Source organism: Sodalinema sp., assembly GCF_046483825.1.
Classification (GTDB): domain Bacteria; phylum Cyanobacteriota; class Cyanobacteriia; order Cyanobacteriales; family Geitlerinemataceae; genus Sodalinema.
The window spans coordinates 1-17126 of record NZ_JAWOCL010000071.1; the positions used below are offsets into that span (position 1 = coordinate 1).

The following is a 17126-nucleotide window of genomic DNA, read 5'->3' on the forward strand; positions in this document are numbered from 1 at the left end:
AACCCACCCCCTCAACTGCCAAATCATTTGCATCGACGGCAGCCGCTTCAGCGACCCTAGCAACCCCACCCTCCAAATCTACACCACCCTGAAAAAAGCAGGCTGTCCCGCCAGTCCCGACGGTAAACCGGATACCATTGCCAAATTACAAGCCTACTGCGACGATGACCTCAGCGACCATCAAATTGCCCTCATCCTCTACGAAGAACCCACCAATCCACCCCCCCAAGGCTTTGATATCGCCGTCCTCAATCAACTCGCCCGCTTTAGCCATTCCCCCATAGCCCTAGTTGTCCCCGATCGCCTTGCTGAATGCCGATTACCGCAATTCCTAGAAGGCGACCCGAATTTAGTCACAACAATCCTTCAGTGGTTGCAAAATTTAGAAAGATAGGGGGCATCCCTTCCTCAGTGACGACCCCCTAGAAGCGCCCTTAAAAGGCTTTCCCCCCAATCAACGGAATCTGATATCTGCGATCGAAACCTGGTTAGAGGAAATTTGAGAAACCGGTTTTCTGCGACAGTTTCACCTACAAATCAGAGATTGGGATAGAAACCCAGTTTCTGGCTACTTAATACACCTCATCATGGCTGCCCATATCAACAAATACAGCTTTTTCATCCTCTGTAAAATAGAATAACACTCTCTCATCATAACCCACACTGAAACTCCATAAATCTTTCAACTTACCCGATAGTTTGTGCGTCTTTAAAGTAGGGTCAAATGGATCGAGGATAAACAAGTCTAACTTTTGCCAAAACCTTGTTTCTAAATCCTGATTGTCTTTAATTTTCTTTTTAAAAGCCCGTTTAAAAGCAGAGCTAAAACTAACTTCCATGATTATTCTTCAATCATCTCCTTCAATTTATCAATCTGGTTGGAGAACTTAAGATTTCCTTGTTTTTCTTCCTGCTGGGCTACTTGGAAATTCTTATAAATATTGTCACGAGATTCTTCACGAAGATATTGCTGTAACAACATTGAAATTTCTTGTTTTTCATCGATAGAAAGACCTTTTATTGCTTCAACTACATCATTAAATCTCATCATTGACTAAGCCTCACGGTACTGACTTACTTTGAATGATATTCTATTTTGCCATAAACCAACCGACACCCCAGCCTTCCTCACGGACGAACCCCTAGAATTGCCTCAACGCCGACATCCTCGCCAACGAAACCCGCGAACGGGAAATCGCCCTCACCCTGGCTCGAACTGATTTGGGACATCACTTGTCCCGACGAAGACCCCGCAGAACTGCGATCGCCACCTCAAAACCCTCAAACGCGCCCCACCTCCTCCCCCACCGTGCCATTCTCTTCGGTAGCGAAACCGTTTCCACCCCGACCCAACCCACCCCAGAAGCGATCGCGAAGCGTCTCCGCAGGAGAATCGCCTTTTGCCAAAAACTGACCGGGGTAATTGCCGTTGCATTTCTCACCGAGGAACCCCTAGAAGCGCCGTTAAAAGGCTTTCCCCCCAATCAACCAAATCTGATATCAGCCATTGAAACCGGGTTAGGGGAGATTTAAGCAGCCACCAAGAAACCCGGTTTCTGACCCTTGGCGGCAAAATTAGCTAAAATGTCAACAACCCCTAGCCCCTGACTAAACAATGACTCAAACTCTTGATGTCACTGGACTCACCCCAGAACAAATCGAGCAAATTCAGAAGATGATAGAAACCTTTAACACTATTAATCAACAGCAGAAACAAGGCGATCGCCCACTAATAACTGACTCCACCAGCCCCCTCACCCACGCTCAAAAAATAGTCAAAAAATATGCGAAAAATCGGAACCTAACAGAGGAACTGATTCAAGAACGCCGTCACGAGTCTATCCATGAGTAATGTCATCATGGATGCCTCTGCCATATTAGCATTTCTCAATCAAGAAAGCGGGAGTGAACAAATAACAGACTTGATTGAAAATGCAACGATTAGCACCATTAATTTATCTGAAGTGATTGCTAAATTAGCAGAAATTGGCATCTTAGAAACCGAGATTTTGCAAATTTTGTCCGACTTGAACTTAAAAATTGTTCCCTTTGATGAACCGCAAGCTCAAATTGCGGGTATGCTACGACCCATGACTAAACCTCTAGGCTTATCCCTAGGCGATCGCGCTTGTTTAGCCCTGGGTCTTGTTCTCAATCAACCCGTGATCACCGCAGACCGCCAATGGAGTCAGTTAAATCTTAACCTCGAAATTCGAGTGATTCGGTAAAAAGGCTTTCCCCCCAATCAACCGAATCTTATATCCGCCATTGAAACCGGGTTAGGGGAGATTTAAGCAGCCACCCAGAAACCCGGTTTCCGAACCCTCACCCCAAGTTCTCAAATTCGCTAAAATATCATCAAACCCTAGCCTTCAGTTACTGTCGGGGCGAAAAATTTTTCGCCCCGACAATTTTGTATGTTATGTAATAAATTCCACCGTAGATCCAGAAGACCCAAAAAATCCACTGAACTCAAATCTAAGCGAAAATCACCATCCTCTCCGACAACCCCCTAGAAGCGTCCTTAAAAGGCTTTCCCCCCAATCAACCCAATTTAATCTGCACCCTTGAAACCGGGTTAGAAGACCCCATCAAAACCCATCAGACAGACCCATTTTTTCAGAATTGAGAGCATCAATAGCCCTCAACAGCGTCTCAACTCGTTGTGCAACACTATGCTGTTGACGAATCCGCTGAGATAACGCCAGTCGTTGCGATGCTGTACTGTCGCGGCGGCGTAAACAGTCTTGGACCAATACACCTAACTTCTCGGGTTCATCATAACAGGCGATCGCATCCCCAAACACCGCCTCTACGCCAACCACCGCATCCGAAACAATCATGGCCCCACAAGCCGCCGCATCAAAGAGACGATTCGAGAAAAACCCACCCTCGCGCATCGTATCCCAATGGTCATTCAACACCACTCCCGCCGCCGTATAATACTGTCGCAACTGGTCATTAGCAATATGAGTTCCTCGCACATAATGCGACGGTAAAAAAGCCTCCCAACGGCTTCCATACACCGCCACATCTAACCCCGCCGCCACCGCATCTCGCACAATTGGACGATACACCTGGCGTGAATTGCCAACAAATAACACATCCGGGATATCAGCATCTAAACTTGAGTCAGGATAGAAGCGAGAAGCGTCGGTACATTGCAATAGCGGTTGTACCTCAACCTGAACCTGGGATTGTAACTGTTTGGCATAAAAGTGTGAGGCAACAAATACCTGATCATATTGCTCATATTCCTCCAGAGAAACCTGGTCAGGATGACTAATAAGCCAAAGAAAATTAAGCTGATGGGGTTGTGGTTTATAATCACTCAATCCTCGCAAGACAATCGCCACATCGTCGCCCAAACTTTGGGAACATTGCCAATCGGGGAGGATATCAATCCGCACAGAATGTCCCAACTGCTCAAACCCTCGTTTCAAGCCTTGCGCCAGGTGATAATCTCCCCATTCTTGAACTTGGTCTTGATGAGGAACTCCAATCTTAAGACTAATTCGATAGCGGTTTGTCATCGTCTCTTTGAGACTGGTAAACACTGTTTGAGCGCGATGACGATAGGTATGGTGATCTCGGATTTGAGCCTGTAATTGAGCCACTTTTTTCTGTCGTAATGGCTCATCACTTAGATAAGTGTGTAACACGGATTCCAAGGATTCAGGAGAGTCAAAGGTGGGTAGTAAACCGCCAAACACCTCATCGTTGCCTAGTTTGCCATTGGTCACCACTAACGCTCCTGCTGCGATCGCATCAAAGACCCGAGAATTAACCGACCCCCAATTTTTTGTGACTGTATTCGCATCATCAATGACAATCTTAGTGGAACGATAAACCTGTGGGAGTTGCTCATAAGACACTGCACCTCGGTAATAGTCTTGAAACTCAGGAAATTCCTGCCAATGATGACCATAAAGAGCAAAGCAATAGGGGATTTTTTCAGGACGTAAACAGGTGATAATCTCCCGAGGAACGTTCCAGAAATTGCCCGTAAAACAATAGTCAGACTGGAAAGAATCTCGGGGTAATAATTGGTCAGAAAATCGCTCAGGATTGGTGGCAATTCGCAGTTGAGTCACGGCTTTAGAAAGCTGCTGGCTGAGATAGTCCACCCCAGCGTCAGAAGATGACCAAACCGAGTCGTAGTCAGCGATTGATGGAGTTTGAGTCCAAGCTTCAAACCAATTGCGAATCCAAGCCACTTTAATTAGACGTGGTTTAGCGTTTTTAAGTTGGCTTAAATCATAGTCCTGTCGCATCACAATCAGGACATCTAACTGATGCACATCGTACCAGGACTTTCCTTGAGTTTTTGAGAGATAATAGATGCTCCAACCATACTGTTTGCTGAGTTGTTCTCCCAATTCCAACGCCGTGAAATAATCCCCCGCTGCTGCGTCGAATTTTGCCTCAGTTACGGCAAAGCCAACTCGTAGCGGATGTCCAGTCCAGTAGCGATCGCAGTCAAAGAAATCCGCCAAATGACGACGGCGAAGATAATAGCCAAATTGACGTTCTAAATACTGACGATTGTTGCCAATTTTGGCGAGAAATGAACCCGGAAGCTGACGACTAAAGCGAGAAATTCCCCGATGATGTTGAGCGGTTAAATGATTAGCACAAATAACGTTTTTTTGCAACTGTTTTTGATAGCGTAAACAGAGGTCAATATCCTCATAGCCATAAAAATAGGTCTCATCAAACCCCCCTAAGTCCAGAAAGTCTTGACGACGACAAAGCATCATCGCTCCTGTGACTCCAGGAACCCGCCAAGATTGATGAATATCGTCTCTGAGATCAGGATTATCTCGCACTTCAAAAGGAGAAAAACTGGCAAAGGGATTATAAAAATCAAATTGCACCCCCAGATGTTGAGTTCCTGGGGACAAATGGGGCGAATCCGTGATTTTATCCAACAGTTTCACCCCCACAACTCCCACCGTCTCATCTTCCAAGATTGTCGCTAAATCTGCCAAAATATCTTGACAGAAACTGATGTCATTATTGGTAAACAGCACCAAACTGGCATTCGTCTGTTGAGCCGCCAAATTATTCGACTCGGAGAAACTATAGTTTTGGTCTCGGGCCAAAACTTGAATCGGGAGTTTATTTTGCCAACGTTGACAAACGGCTAAACTCTCATCGCTGGAGTCATGATCCACAATAATCAGTTCCAGGTTGGTATAACTATTGTGGATTTCAATCGAAGAAAAGAGGTCTTCGAGTAACGTCGCCCCATCGCGATTGAGGATAATTAGGGCAATCTTAGGGTTTGTGGTGAGGGCTTGTGGAGGATGATAGACGAGGGTGGAACTCGACGTTGCTGGGGGAAGGGCTAACCGTTGTCCCTGGGGGCCGAGTTGTACCCAGATGGGGGAGTGGGGCAGATCGCGATCGCCGCCGTGGCCCGTCACACGGACCGCAACCGGCTCATGGCTGTTGATAGAAGAGGGGATTTTCAGTTCAAAACCATGTCGGCCCTGACTCTTGAGAAACCGGGCTACATCAGGGCGATGGCTTTGGGCGGGATACGTCCCCAGGAGAGTGTCGGCGATATAGACATCAACCCAGAGGGGTTTGTCGGGGTCCTGTTTGTGGCAAATCCAACCATAGATGAAGTCAGGAGTTACCAGTTGCAATTCCCCCTGGAGATCCTCTGGATTGTGAGTTTCGGGTTGGGCTAGAGGAGTTGGGGTTACTTTATTTTTTTTTTGAGCAGATCTTGCAGTTTAGCTTTGATATCGGGGCGATCTTGCAGTTGTAGGGCCATTTGATAGAAGGTTATCGCCCCACTGTCTTGATTCTGACGGGCCAGTTCGTCGGCCAGTTGCACGTAAAGGTCAATATCGTTGGATTTGAGATCCAAGGCCCGGTGGTAGTTATCGAGATCTTCGGGATGTTCGGCGATCGCCTGACGATACCAGCTGACCGCTTGCTCGATATCAGCCAACGCCCGACCCCGTAGGGCATCAGCCAGTTTCTTGGCTAACCAGGGCGTCTCAGGGGCTAAGGCCTGGGCCTGTTGGAACGCCTCAACCGCCTTGTGATACATCTCCAATTGCATCCAAGCCTGGCCTAACTCCACATAGCCCCAATGGAACTCAGGATTGAGGGGCATTGCCCTGTCAAGGACATCGGCGGCGGCTTGCCATTGTTGCAAGGCTAGGAGGGATTTACCCCAGAAATACTGACTCCAGAAAAACTGAGGATCTAAGTTGACCGCCTGTTGGAGATGATTAGCGGCGTCTTGCCAGCGTTCTTGGGCCACTTGGCAACGTCCGGCATAGTAATGAGCTTTGGCCACCTGGGGATTGAGGGCGATCGCCCGCCGGGCCGCCTCTAACCCGGCCTCCCATTGCTCGGACTGACAGAGAAGTTCCGTCAAACCTAACTGAAGTTCAAAGGCCTGGGGGGCAAATTGCAAGGCCCGCTCATAGACGCCAATGGCTTCTGAGTGCAATTCCGCTTCCATGAGGCGTTGAGCAAAACGCTGTTGAGCCAAAACTTGGGCGGGGGCAACTTCGGCGAGATAGGAGTATTGGGCGATCGCCGCCGGCCAATCTTGCAACCCCGCTAAGACTCGGCCATAGCCAAGTTGAGACAGCACTCGCTGCGGATCTTGTTGTAAGAGAGTTTCATAGGTTTCGCGAGCCGCTTGCCACTGCTGATCATGGGCCAGAACTTCGGCTAAGTTATGCCAAGCATCGAGTAAATTGGCATCACAGGCGATCGCTCGTCGATAACAGCTCTGTGCCATATCCCATCGATCCAGTTTGACCCAACGATTGCCCAGAGCTAAATGGTCTTTTCCCTGAGCCCAGTCCGGTTCAATGGCCAGGGCTTGATGCCAACAATCGAGGGCTTCACGTTCGTTGCCCACCTGTTCCCAGACTTTCGCGAAATTCCGATAAGCCGCCGCCAGTTGCGGTTGTAGACGCAAAGCCCGTCGGAAACATTCGATCGCTTTGGGCCAATGTTTCTGTTGGGCGTAGAGGCTGCCGAGATTGGCGTAGACTTCAGCAAAATCAGGCTTGAGGCGTAGGGCCTGACGATAGCTGTTTTGGGCCTGGGTGGCTTGTCCTAGGGCTTGGAAGGCATTGCCGAGGAGTTTCTGGAGATGGGCATCATTTTGATGAGTTAGGGCCTGTTGACAGGCGGTGATACAGGCGGGCCATTGACGGCGATCGCCCGCCTCTTGGGCCACCTGCTTCAACTGCTCAAAGCTGGGCGGTTGAGGGCTAGACTCAACGGCTGAATTGTCCTCCGTTGGGGTCTCCCCAGCCGCTGAAGCGGTGTTATCTGGGGTGAATGCGGGTTTTGCCTTCTCGGCGGTTGAGGCGGTCTGAGGGCTATTCGAGGCGGGATAGGTGAGGGCCTGTTCATAAGCGGCGATCGCCTCGGGCCAACGCCCATCTTTCTCGCAATCTCGGGCGAACGCTAACCAGCCCTCGCGAGAGTCAGGCGATGAGGGAGCCTCGTCAGAACCAATCTCAGAAACGATATCAGGAGAGTGATCAGACAACGACTCACCCTCAGCAAGTGTTTCATCCGGGGTCATCTCATCCGGGGTCATCTCATCGGCTAGAGTTTCCGTGAAAGATTCAGTTTCCGGCAACTCCAGCAATTCCCCCATCGAAGGAGTTTCCGTCTCCTCCGCCGAGCCAGTTAAGTGACGTAAAAGCGTCTCAGGGGTCAGATGAGCCAATTGTTGCCGCTCAGACTGATGATTGTAATAGACCGTCCATAACAGCTCTTGTAACTCTCGCAATCTCTGTTCTCGGAACCCATCCAGCTCCTGAATTTCCGCCAGTTGCACTTCAACGGCTTGACTAACAGACTCCACCTCATCAGGGATTTGGCTATTGTGTCTCTCAAGTCGTTGTTCGAGATCCCCGAGAAGCTGATCCGCCTGTTCAGCCCGTGATTCCAACTCCGTTTCCAAGTCTCCCAAACGCTGGAGTTCCTGACGCACTTCCTCACTGAGATACTGAACCACCCGCCGACGTAACACCGCAAACACCGTCATCGCCGCTAGGGGAGACAGAGCTATACTCAGCAGCAATACCTGATAGAAGCGGACATATTGAGTAAATAGAGACCCCGTGTCTGAGATTAGGGCGGGGGTGAGGTGGATTTCCGGTTGAGCGATCGCCCCAGAAGTCGCCAAGGCCATCTCAGGTTCAAACTCCGCTTGAGCATCACTGACAGGCGGAGGGATAGTATCGGGTGGCATCAAGGCCAACTCCGTTGCATCGGCTTCGGGAACGAGGAGTGCTGTCAGGGCCAACAGGGCGGGGGAGGTACTCATAAGCCGTAATCCGTCTTCTACAGAAGTGCTATTTGCATATACTGACGAATCCCATCCGATCCGGACTCCTCCGGATTCTTCCAAACTTAGCTGAAAGGATGAAAACACTATCCGGATGGCTCCCTAACAATCCTGAATTGATTACTGGGGCGTCATCTGGCCAAAGCCATAGTTAATCTCATTAACCGTTGACCGCTATCCCTAAAAGAACCGATGTCAGTTCAGGGGTTAGATGGAGATATCAATTTGCTCTAACTATTCTGCTTATCCAGATTGAAATTAGTGGCTTTTTATGCGTTCTCATACACAACCTCGGAAACTTTTATTCGTGAAACACCATCTTTATAGTTGCAGGAGTCAGCAAAAAGTTTAAACACCTTCGCTCTGATAGTGGCTTAAATAGCTTCAGGTTGGGCAATATATTTTTTGCGATATCTGAATTAAATTCCCCTGCTTGTTCGGTGTGAAAATTGGAGTAATAACCTAGTATGTCTTGTATTGAAAATCCCACAACTCCGATGAGTTCGGAACCCAATGAAGAAGGAGGATTTAACATTATCGGTCAAGCCGATGAAAGTAACCGCCTTCAAGGAAGTGATGGTAATGATATCATCCTCGGATCTGACCCCCAACTCGGGGCTAGTGTCGGCATGGCTGATACCATATGTGGTTCTGATGGAAGCGATACGATCGCCGGTTTTGCCGGTGATGATAGCCTCGTTGGTGGCGGAGGAAATAACCTCATCTTTGGCGGTGAAGGCAATGACACGGTTCTCGCGGGTCCCGGCAATGATACTCTCTATGGCGGCCAGGGAGACGACTACATTAGTGGCGGCGGCGGAGATGATGTTCTTCTAGGAGATGATGGCCATGATACCGTCGCTGGTGGTGATGGTGATGACCTGATTTTTGGTGGCAAGGGAGATGATTATCTCTTTGGCGGTCGTGGCAACGATACCATTTATGGCGGTCAAGATAATGACACCGTTGTAGGTGGAGAAGATAATGACTTACTCTTCGGAGATCTCGGAGATGACTATCTCTTTTCTGCTAGCGGTGATAATAGCTTAGTCGGTGGCGATGGTAATGATACGGCGGTCACCGCAGACGGGAATGATCTCATGTTTGGGAACAAAGGAAATGATTACCTGATGACCGGTGGCGGGAGTAATAGTCTCTATGGTGGACAGGGAGATGATACCGTCATTGGCGGGGATGGCGATGATATCTTATGGGGCGATCTCGATGATGACTACCTGTTTGACAGTGGTGGTAATAATACGCTCCTCGGTGGTGATGCCAATGACACCTTGGTTACAGGTAATGGTAATGACATTCTCGTGGGCCATTCTGGCAATGACTATCTCATGGCTGGTGGGGGGAGTAATAGCCTCTATGGCGGACAGGGAGATGACACCCTCATCGGTAGTGATAGCAATGATATCCTCTCGGGCGATCGCGGCAATAACTGGCTAACCGGCGGCTTGGGCGAGGATACCTTCTTGTTTAGTAATCACGGCAACACGGCCATTACTCCCGATCAGATTGGTAATGACACCATTACTGACTTTATGTCTGGCCAAGACAAGATTGGTCTCGATCGCAGGGTCTATACCGCCTTAGGCGACAGCTTAGCCGCCTCAGACTTCACCACCGTTGAGTTTAACGATGGAGCCAGTAACGCCAAACTCATCTATGAACAGTCGAGCGGCCAACTCTTCTATAACCCCACCACTGAGATCGGCGACGAATCAACCATCGCCCGTTTAGACACGCTACCGGATCTGACCATCAATGATTTCGAGTTGCTTTAAAGGAGTCCCCTCGCCCATCTCCGGGGAGTCTGAGTTGCAGCAACTGCGTCAACGATTCCAAACGGGAGAGTTTCTAGAGATACTCAGGGATTGCGATCGCCGTCTCCAGAGAGTCCCCCATTGTGCGGCGACGCACCAACTGCGGGGGGAAACCCTAGCCGAACTCCAGCGCGTTGACGAGGCCATCACCGCCTATAAAACCTCCATTGACTGCGATCGCCAACGCCCCCAACCCTATGCCTATCTCGGGGAACTCTACGATCGCAGCGGCGACGCTCACCAAGCCGCTCACTACTATGAAACCGCCCTACAATTGCGGCCCCAATGGCAAGCGGTTCGCTATAACTTAGCCCGAACCTATCTCAATGAGGGGAACGATGGCCAAGCTCATCATCACTACCGCATTGCTATCGAACAGAATCCCCAAGATGCCAAAGCCTACAACGATCTCGGGGCGCTTTATGAACGTTGGGGACAATTCCAACAGGCTCAAACCTATTATCAACAGGCCATCGCCCGGCAACCCAACCGCCGCCAACCGCAACGTAATCTTGCGGCATTACTCCTGAAACAAAATCGTCCCCAGGAGGCTCGTCTCATCTTAGAGCAGGCTCTGGCTCAAGATACCCATCGCGCGGATCTCTATCATCTTCAAGGCTGGTGCGATCGCCTCAGCGATCGCCTGGATCTGGCTCTCGCTCACTATCTCCGCAGTCTACAACTCGATGCCAACCAAGCAGAGGTTCATGAGGATTTAGGCAAACTCTTCGATCGCCTACAACAGCCCGCCGCCGCTCTCACCTGTTTTCAACGGGCCTTAGAACTGGCCCCCCAACGCTTAGATCTCTATGGCTATACCGCTCAGATGGCCTTGCAACTCGAACAACCCAGGGAGGCGATTCAGCAATTCGCTGAGGGCGTTGCCCGAATGCCCAACATCGCGCAAACCTGGCTGCAAACCTTAGCCTCAACGGACCTCTCTCGGGATCTCCCCCAAGATCTTCCCCAAGATCTCTATCATCAGGCCTTCCTAGCTCGACAAGAGGTGATCCGGACCTTGATGCAGGGCAGCCCCCAAGCTCGCCAGCAGGCTCTGGCTCATCTCTATCGCGGCTGGGGCGATGTTCGCTTAGCCTATGACGCGGTGTTGGAGGCTCAAACCTACTATCAACTCTCACTCACCGTTGAGGCCAACAATCCCGAGGCGGAACGAGGCTTAGGGGCGGCTCTGCTGAGTCAGCAACGACTCGCCAAACTCCGACAATCCCCCACACGTCGCGAGTATCCCTATCCCCAAGGCCAGTTTCCTCAAACCCTCTCCTGGCTCGGGAATCTCTCGGATCATCGCTATTTTCCCCTCAGTCAACCCTTCGGTAAACCCTTCAGTAAACCCTTCAGTAAACACCAGTCTGCCGCTACTCCCGATTCCCTCGTCCCCCTCCCGCCACCAACAGCCGAGACGGCTCAACCCTGTCAGGGGATTAACTGCCCTAGCTGTTTGCAACGGATTCAAGAACAGTTTGCCCCCATTGGGCTGCGACAAGATCACTATCACTGCCCGCCAGGAGCGAAACTCCCCCAGGTTGAGGGCGATCGCTTCACCGTCGAGATTCCCCAGGGGCGAGTCTGGACGATGGCTCAAGAGCAGTGGTGGAAGGTATGCGAGGCGATCGCCGTCATGACGCCGGATAACACCCTATTGGCGGATCTTTCTCGCGAGTATCCCGGAACCCTTCCGGGTTGCCCCCACGCCGCGAACCCGAACCGCCCCCATCGTATCTTTACAACGGCTCAACTGCCCCCAGTGAAGAGGATTGAGGGAACAGTTGCGGTGCTGACGGGCCTCTCGGCGAATGTCTATTTCCACTGGATGGTGGATATTTTGCCCCGGTTAGATATCCTGCGTCGCAGTGGCTTCCCCGAGCAAGAGATTGACTGGTTTTATGTCAACAGCCTCGCTCAACCCTTTCAGCGGCAAACCCTAGAACAGTTGGGGATTCCCCGCGATCGCATCCTAGAGAGCGATCGCCATCCGCATCTACAAGCCAGCCGCCTGGTGGTTCCCAGTTTTGCCAGTCCCATTGGTTGGGCGACAGCCGAGTCTATCGAGTTCCTGCGATCGCAATTCCTCTCTCCTCAATCAACACCCTCCACCACTCCAAAACGACTCTACCTCAGTCGCCAAACCGCTCGTTATCGCAAGGTGATTAACGAACCAGAGCTAATCCAATACTTACAAAAACAAGGCTTTAGCGTCATCACCCTAGACGAATACACCGTCCGGGAACAGGCCCAACTTTTCGCCAATGCTGAAGTCATTGTTGCCCCCCACGGAGCCACACTCACAAACCTAGTATTTTGTCAACCCAAAACCACCGTTTTAGAGTTATTTTGTCCCAACTATATTCGTTATTATTATTGGTCAATTTGTCAATACCTGAACCTCAATCACTACTATGCGATTGGGACCGCCTTACCCTGTTCTGCACTACGCCGTCTCCTCTATCCAGATGCCCTTACGGAAGATTTTTGGGTTGATATTTCAGGGCTTGAGTCGTTAATCTCAACTCCAAAATTCCTGACCCAGTAACGCCGCTAAATCCCGATTATAGGGAGCATAAAACTCCGCTAAAAACTCACGAGTTTTCGCCTCACTGGGAGGATAATGACCTTGATTGTATTGAGGATAGGCTTTCAATGGATGATGGGGTAAGCCCAGAAACTGATACACTTGCCGCAACGTCTGATCTGGATTGCCATAAAATTCTTCACTCTGCACAATCAAAAACTGTTCCCTGGGAAAATAGGAAAACCAACGTCGAAGATGGTCTGCATATAAGCCGCGCTCTAAGTAATTCTTAGGAACACTGTCATAAGAGGAATTGGGTTTTAAGTGTTGTACGTTCTTTTGTAAGGCGAGTTCTAATGAATCCTCTTCTTGGTGGATTTTGCGCCAATGATGATAATGAGAAATAGCTCGATCAACGGGATTACGAAGTAAGATAATAAACTTAATTTTGGACTCCTGACTCGCCAGCCGTTTTGGGGTATCAGGAAAATCAAAATAATTGGGGCAAGCTTCCCCAGTTTGATAGGGTCCCCCAGCCGGTAATTTAGGAAATTGGGCGAAATACCAATCGAGGCCATGATAGAATTTCCAAGACCAAAATTCGAGTTCCTTGCGTAACGGCGGCAAAATTTGCGGATGTTCTGTTAAGTAGGCATATAAGGAGCTTGTTCCAGCTTTTTGCGCTCCTAAAATAATGAAATTTGGGGCAGTTTGCACAACCTCTTTTGCATCAACATCCAGTGTTTGATTGAAATGTCCATCTGTGAGACTCTCAGAATACATCAAGTCAATTCCCTGTCTATAATACAAAATCGCCTCATTTTTCTTGTTTTGTAATGACAGAGCATCCCCAAGATTGATATATGAATTAAGGGAGTTTTGGGCGTATTTTAGGGTATTTTTGAATTGATTAATTGCCGCTAAAACCTTGTTTTCTTGCTTTAAGGATTTCCAAAATAAGGGATAATAATACCAGGCAAAATCAGGATTGAGGGGAATACTTTTTAGGTAAATATCCACCATTGCCGCGCGATCGCCTAACCGGGAGAAACAAGCCGCCTGCTGATGTAACGTCGCAAAATCCTCAGCATCAATATCCAGGGAACGCTGATAGGCAGAAATCGCCTCAGTCCACCGTTGCTGACTCATTAACCAATCTCCCCATTGTCGATGAATAGCGGCGGATTGGGGATTTAAGGTGCAGGCGCGATGATAACAGGATTGAGCCTGTTCCAAGTTTCCCAAACGAAGCCAACGTTTGGCTAAGGTGAGATGTTCGGCTAACGTTGCCCAGTGGGGATCGAGCCGTAACGCATGAGTCCAACAAATAAGGGCTTGATATTCCTGTTTCTCCTGTTCCCAAAACTGGGCAAACGTTCGATACGTTTTGGCACAACTGGGCTGAACCTTTAAGCTCTTTTGATAGTAGGCGATCGCCCCGGCTGGATTGCCCTGTTGACGATGACAATTAGCGAGATGTCGTAAAATTTCGTGAGTATCCACAGGCAAAAATGAGCAAGTTTACAGGAGTCTTCTGGGTTCAGGGTGATCCAGGAAAATTATGGCAGAGTATCCCCGTTGCTATAGGGGCGAAAAATCCCCTCCTGGGAGGGGCTAGGGGTGGGTTCCCCTAGAATTTGGTATACTGCCCAAAATCCGCACAAGATCTATTGAACTTTACCGTCACGAAACCAAATAATCCGCTCTGTTCGTTCAGCCACTTCCGGCTCGTGCGTCACCATAACAATGGTAATTCCGGCCTCATTGAGTTGAGCAAAAATCCCCATCACTTCATCGGTGGTGTGAGTATCTAACGCCCCCGTTGGTTCATCCGCGAGGAGGATAACCGGACGATTCACGATCGCCCGTGCAATCGCCACCCGTTGCTGTTGTCCACCCGATAGTTGAGTGGGTTTATTGTTCATGCGATCGCCCAATCCAACCCGGACTAACGCCTCTTGCGCTCGTTCAACTCGTTCTGCATGAGGAACCCCAGCATAAATCATCGGTAACATCACATTATCCAAAGCCGTCATCTGAGCCAACAGATGAAACTGTTGGAAGACAAAACCGAGTTTACGATTGCGAACTTGAGCCAGATGAGGTTCATCAAACCCCGCCACATCCACCCCATCAAGATAATAGCGTCCTTGAGTGGGGCGATCGAGACAACCGATCACATTCATCGCCGTAGATTTCCCAGATCCAGAGGGTCCCATAATCGAACAATACTCCCCCGGATAAATGCAAAAATTGACGCCATCGAGAGCGCGAACTTCAGTATTTCCCGAACCATAAATTTTATAGATCTCCTCAAAGCGAACCAAGGGGCGATCGCCCGACGGAGACAACGGCGACAGTTGAGGATCAACATCAGTAGAAGCCATAGGGAAATCAACAGAACACAAAAATGGACAACGAACTAATCGATAAATAACATCCGCAACACCGATGGCGTAAAGGGATTTTCATCCGCTTCTAACATCTCAATCCAGTTTTGACGTTGAAACCGACGCCCCTCATGATCCGTTTGCTCAACAAAGACTCGGAAATCAGCGATCGCCCCCTCAAAATCGCCCACCAAGGCCCGCGCCAAGCCGCGACTATCGCGAATCTCAATATTATCCGGGGCCAGTTCCACCGCGCGATCGCAGGCCTCGAGAACCGCCTCAGCTTCTCCCCACAAACTGCCATACCAACACAAAAGATTCCAGGATTGCGCCCCCACCTCTCCATGAAGACTCAGCGCATCAGCCTCATTATAGAGAGCAACCGCCTCCAAAACTTCCCCGCGCATAATATGCCGTTCCCCCTCTTCGAGTAACTCCGAAGCGCGACGACGGCGGCTCAGTCTCATCGGATGAGACTCCGTAACCTCCATCGCCGCAACAGGAGGGCGAACCTCCATCGCCCCAAGCCACAACAGACATGAACTCGCCAAAACCGTCCCAAGTTTAACCGTCATCGTCAAGATTCTACTCGATCAAATCGTTGCAACCACTGTTGAATCTGTTGTTTCCAGATCCTCTCAGCGCCACTGTTGTCTAACACCAGCGTCGCCTGGCGGCACTTCTCCGCTAAGGGCATTTGTGCCATCAGGCGCGATCGCACCTGCTCTTCATCATAGCCATCACGCTGCCGCAGCCGTGCTTTCTGTTGCTCCAGGGTACAGTAAACGACCCAAATGTCCGTCACCAAATCGGTCATCTGCGCCTCAAACAGCAACGGAACCACAAACAACAACGGCGGCCAAGCCGCAGCCGCAGCGATGGCCTCCTGGAACTGCTGCCGGATGCGAGGATGAATCTGCGCTTCTAACCACTGTCGTTCTCGCTGCGCCTCGGCCGTCTCTTGGAAGACAATGGCCCCTAACTCAGCGCGATTAAGACGGCCATCGGGCTGTAGCACCGACTCCCCATAACGCTGGACAATCTCGTGCCAGGCCGCCGTTCCCGGCTGCACCACCTGGCGCGACAAGACATCGGCATCCAGCATCGGCCAGCCATAGTGCTGACTCAGATAGGCCGCCACGGTACTTTTGCCCGTGGCGATGCCTCCCGTTAAGCCAATCAGCGGCGGCGTTGCTGCTGCTGTCACGACACCACCACCGTCAGTTCATCGCCTACCTTTAACCCCAACCGTTCCTGGGCGCTGTGTTGATAGGCGGCTAACTCCAGCCAGCCGTGACGGGAGGCGATCGCCACCACCTCTTGCTCTTTGGCATCCATATAACTCTCACCCTGGGGAATCTCGCGGGAGGCGGCTTCAACGTGCCAGGATTGGCCGATTAACTCATCTGAGGCAATGTTACTGATTAAATTGCCGAAGCGATCGCAGTATTGAATCACCCCCGTCAGGCGATTCTCCTGCCACTGGGCATCACTGAGTGACAAGCGGGTGAGACTCTCAGGATCAATGGCTGTTCCCAGGCGATCAACCCGTACCCCCGTCGCCACATGAGCGCCGACGGTGGCAAAAATATCGCGAGCGTGGAACGTCTGACTCGGTTCGGGGGTGCGCCAATACTTGACTTCTGTTAACTCCACCGCCGCCAGGATTTTATCCTGATGCTGCCGCAGAACCCCATCAAAAATGCCATTATCGGGGCCAATCAGAAAGCCATCTTCGAGTTGAATGGCAACGCCGCGCCGGGATGTACCGACACCGGGATCAACCACGGCGATATGAACCGTCTCTTTGGGAAAGAAGGGATAGGCGTTGGCGAGACAGAAACGGGCTGCCAGGATATCTTGCGGGGGAATGTCATGGGTGATATCGGTGACGGCCAGGGACGGTTCAATTTTGGCGATCGCCCCTTTGAGAATGCCCACATAGCCATCCCGTTCACCAAAATCGGTCAATAATGTTAAATGTCGTCGAGAAAACATAAAGGCTCCTGTATAACGAAATCTCCTCCCTC

The 17126-nt window shown here is 50.3% G+C and carries 15 protein-coding genes and 1 pseudogene; 7 read left to right on the forward strand and 9 right to left on the reverse strand.

Annotated features, from left to right (window positions below; all coding sequences use genetic code 11):
• Both R6U67_RS04550 and R6U67_RS04555 read left to right on the forward strand, forming a co-directional pair.
• On the forward strand, positions 1-394 hold a 394-nt coding region (locus R6U67_RS04550; protein ID WP_410251455.1), incomplete at its 5' end, for a hypothetical protein.
• A 22-nt stretch (positions 395-416) separates the two neighbouring features.
• Positions 417-503 (forward strand): annotated as a pseudogene (locus R6U67_RS04555) (histidine kinase); the annotation flags it as partial.
• 69 nt (positions 504-572) lie between these two features.
• Here the strand turns inward: R6U67_RS04555 and R6U67_RS04560 are convergent.
• Complete coding sequence (locus tag R6U67_RS04560; RefSeq protein WP_410251456.1) at positions 573-839, reverse strand: type II toxin-antitoxin system YafQ family toxin; 267 nt, start codon at positions 837-839, stop codon at positions 573-575.
• Between the two features lie 2 nt (positions 840-841).
• Positions 842-1051 carry a hypothetical protein gene (locus R6U67_RS04565; protein ID WP_046320858.1) on the reverse strand — a complete coding sequence of 70 codons (210 nt, stop codon included), beginning with the start codon at positions 1049-1051 and terminating at the stop codon, positions 842-844.
• A 182-nt stretch (positions 1052-1233) separates the two neighbouring features.
• Between R6U67_RS04565 and R6U67_RS04570 the strand changes: the two genes are divergently transcribed.
• The 3 genes from R6U67_RS04570 (at position 1234) to R6U67_RS04580 (ending at position 2228) form a co-directional block, all read left to right on the forward strand.
• A complete protein-coding gene (locus tag R6U67_RS04570; RefSeq protein WP_410251457.1) occupies positions 1234-1533 on the forward strand; it encodes a hypothetical protein in 300 nt (99 codons plus the stop codon).
• 82 nt (positions 1534-1615) lie between these two features.
• Positions 1616-1852, forward strand: a complete 237-nt coding sequence (locus R6U67_RS04575) for a hypothetical protein (protein ID WP_159788236.1) — start codon at positions 1616-1618, stop codon at positions 1850-1852.
• Positions 1845-2228, forward strand: coding sequence for a PIN domain-containing protein (locus R6U67_RS04580; protein WP_170191672.1), 384 nt, complete (start codon positions 1845-1847; stop codon positions 2226-2228). Before R6U67_RS04575 ends, R6U67_RS04580 begins: the two co-directional genes overlap by 8 nt.
• A gap of 363 nt (positions 2229-2591) precedes the next feature.
• Here the strand turns inward: R6U67_RS04580 and R6U67_RS04585 are convergent, their stop codons facing one another.
• Both R6U67_RS04585 and R6U67_RS04590 read right to left on the reverse strand, forming a co-directional pair.
• Positions 2592-5654, reverse strand: a complete 3063-nt coding sequence (locus R6U67_RS04585) for a glycosyltransferase (protein WP_410251458.1) — start codon at positions 5652-5654, stop codon at positions 2592-2594.
• A 56-nt stretch (positions 5655-5710) separates the two neighbouring features.
• On the reverse strand, positions 5711-8323 hold the full coding sequence (locus R6U67_RS04590) for a tetratricopeptide repeat protein (protein ID WP_410251459.1): 2613 nt from the start codon (positions 8321-8323) through the stop codon (positions 5711-5713).
• Positions 8324-8811: 488 nt separating this feature from the next.
• Here R6U67_RS04590 and R6U67_RS04595 point away from each other — a divergent pair, with 488 nt between their 5' ends.
• Both R6U67_RS04595 and R6U67_RS04600 read left to right on the forward strand, forming a co-directional pair.
• Positions 8812-10137, forward strand: coding sequence for a calcium-binding protein (locus R6U67_RS04595; RefSeq protein WP_410251460.1), 1326 nt, complete (start codon positions 8812-8814; stop codon positions 10135-10137).
• Complete coding sequence (locus R6U67_RS04600) at positions 10118-12727, forward strand: glycosyltransferase 61 family protein (RefSeq protein ID WP_410251461.1); 2610 nt, start codon at positions 10118-10120, stop codon at positions 12725-12727. Before R6U67_RS04595 ends, R6U67_RS04600 begins: the two co-directional genes overlap by 20 nt.
• Here the strand turns inward: R6U67_RS04600 and R6U67_RS04605 are convergent.
• From R6U67_RS04605 to R6U67_RS04625, 5 genes are all read right to left on the reverse strand, one after another.
• A complete protein-coding gene (locus R6U67_RS04605; protein ID WP_410251462.1) occupies positions 12701-14209 on the reverse strand; it encodes a sulfotransferase domain-containing protein in 1509 nt (502 codons plus the stop codon). The two genes, R6U67_RS04600 and R6U67_RS04605, sit on opposite strands and share 27 nt — an antisense overlap.
• A 164-nt stretch (positions 14210-14373) precedes the next feature.
• Complete coding sequence (locus tag R6U67_RS04610) at positions 14374-15093, reverse strand: ABC transporter ATP-binding protein (RefSeq protein WP_410251463.1); 720 nt, start codon at positions 15091-15093, stop codon at positions 14374-14376.
• A 35-nt stretch (positions 15094-15128) separates the two neighbouring features.
• Entirely contained in the window at positions 15129-15671 is a 543-nt protein-coding gene (locus tag R6U67_RS04615) for a tetratricopeptide repeat protein (protein WP_410251464.1), read from the reverse strand.
• Positions 15672-15673: 2 nt separating this feature from the next.
• A complete protein-coding gene (gene coaE / locus R6U67_RS04620; protein WP_410251465.1) occupies positions 15674-16303 on the reverse strand; it encodes a dephospho-CoA kinase in 630 nt (209 codons plus the stop codon).
• Complete coding sequence (locus tag R6U67_RS04625; protein WP_410251466.1) at positions 16300-17094, reverse strand: S-adenosyl-l-methionine hydroxide adenosyltransferase family protein; 795 nt, start codon at positions 17092-17094, stop codon at positions 16300-16302. The genes coaE and R6U67_RS04625 overlap by 4 nt, the downstream gene beginning before the upstream one ends.
• Positions 17095-17126 lie beyond the last annotated feature (32 nt).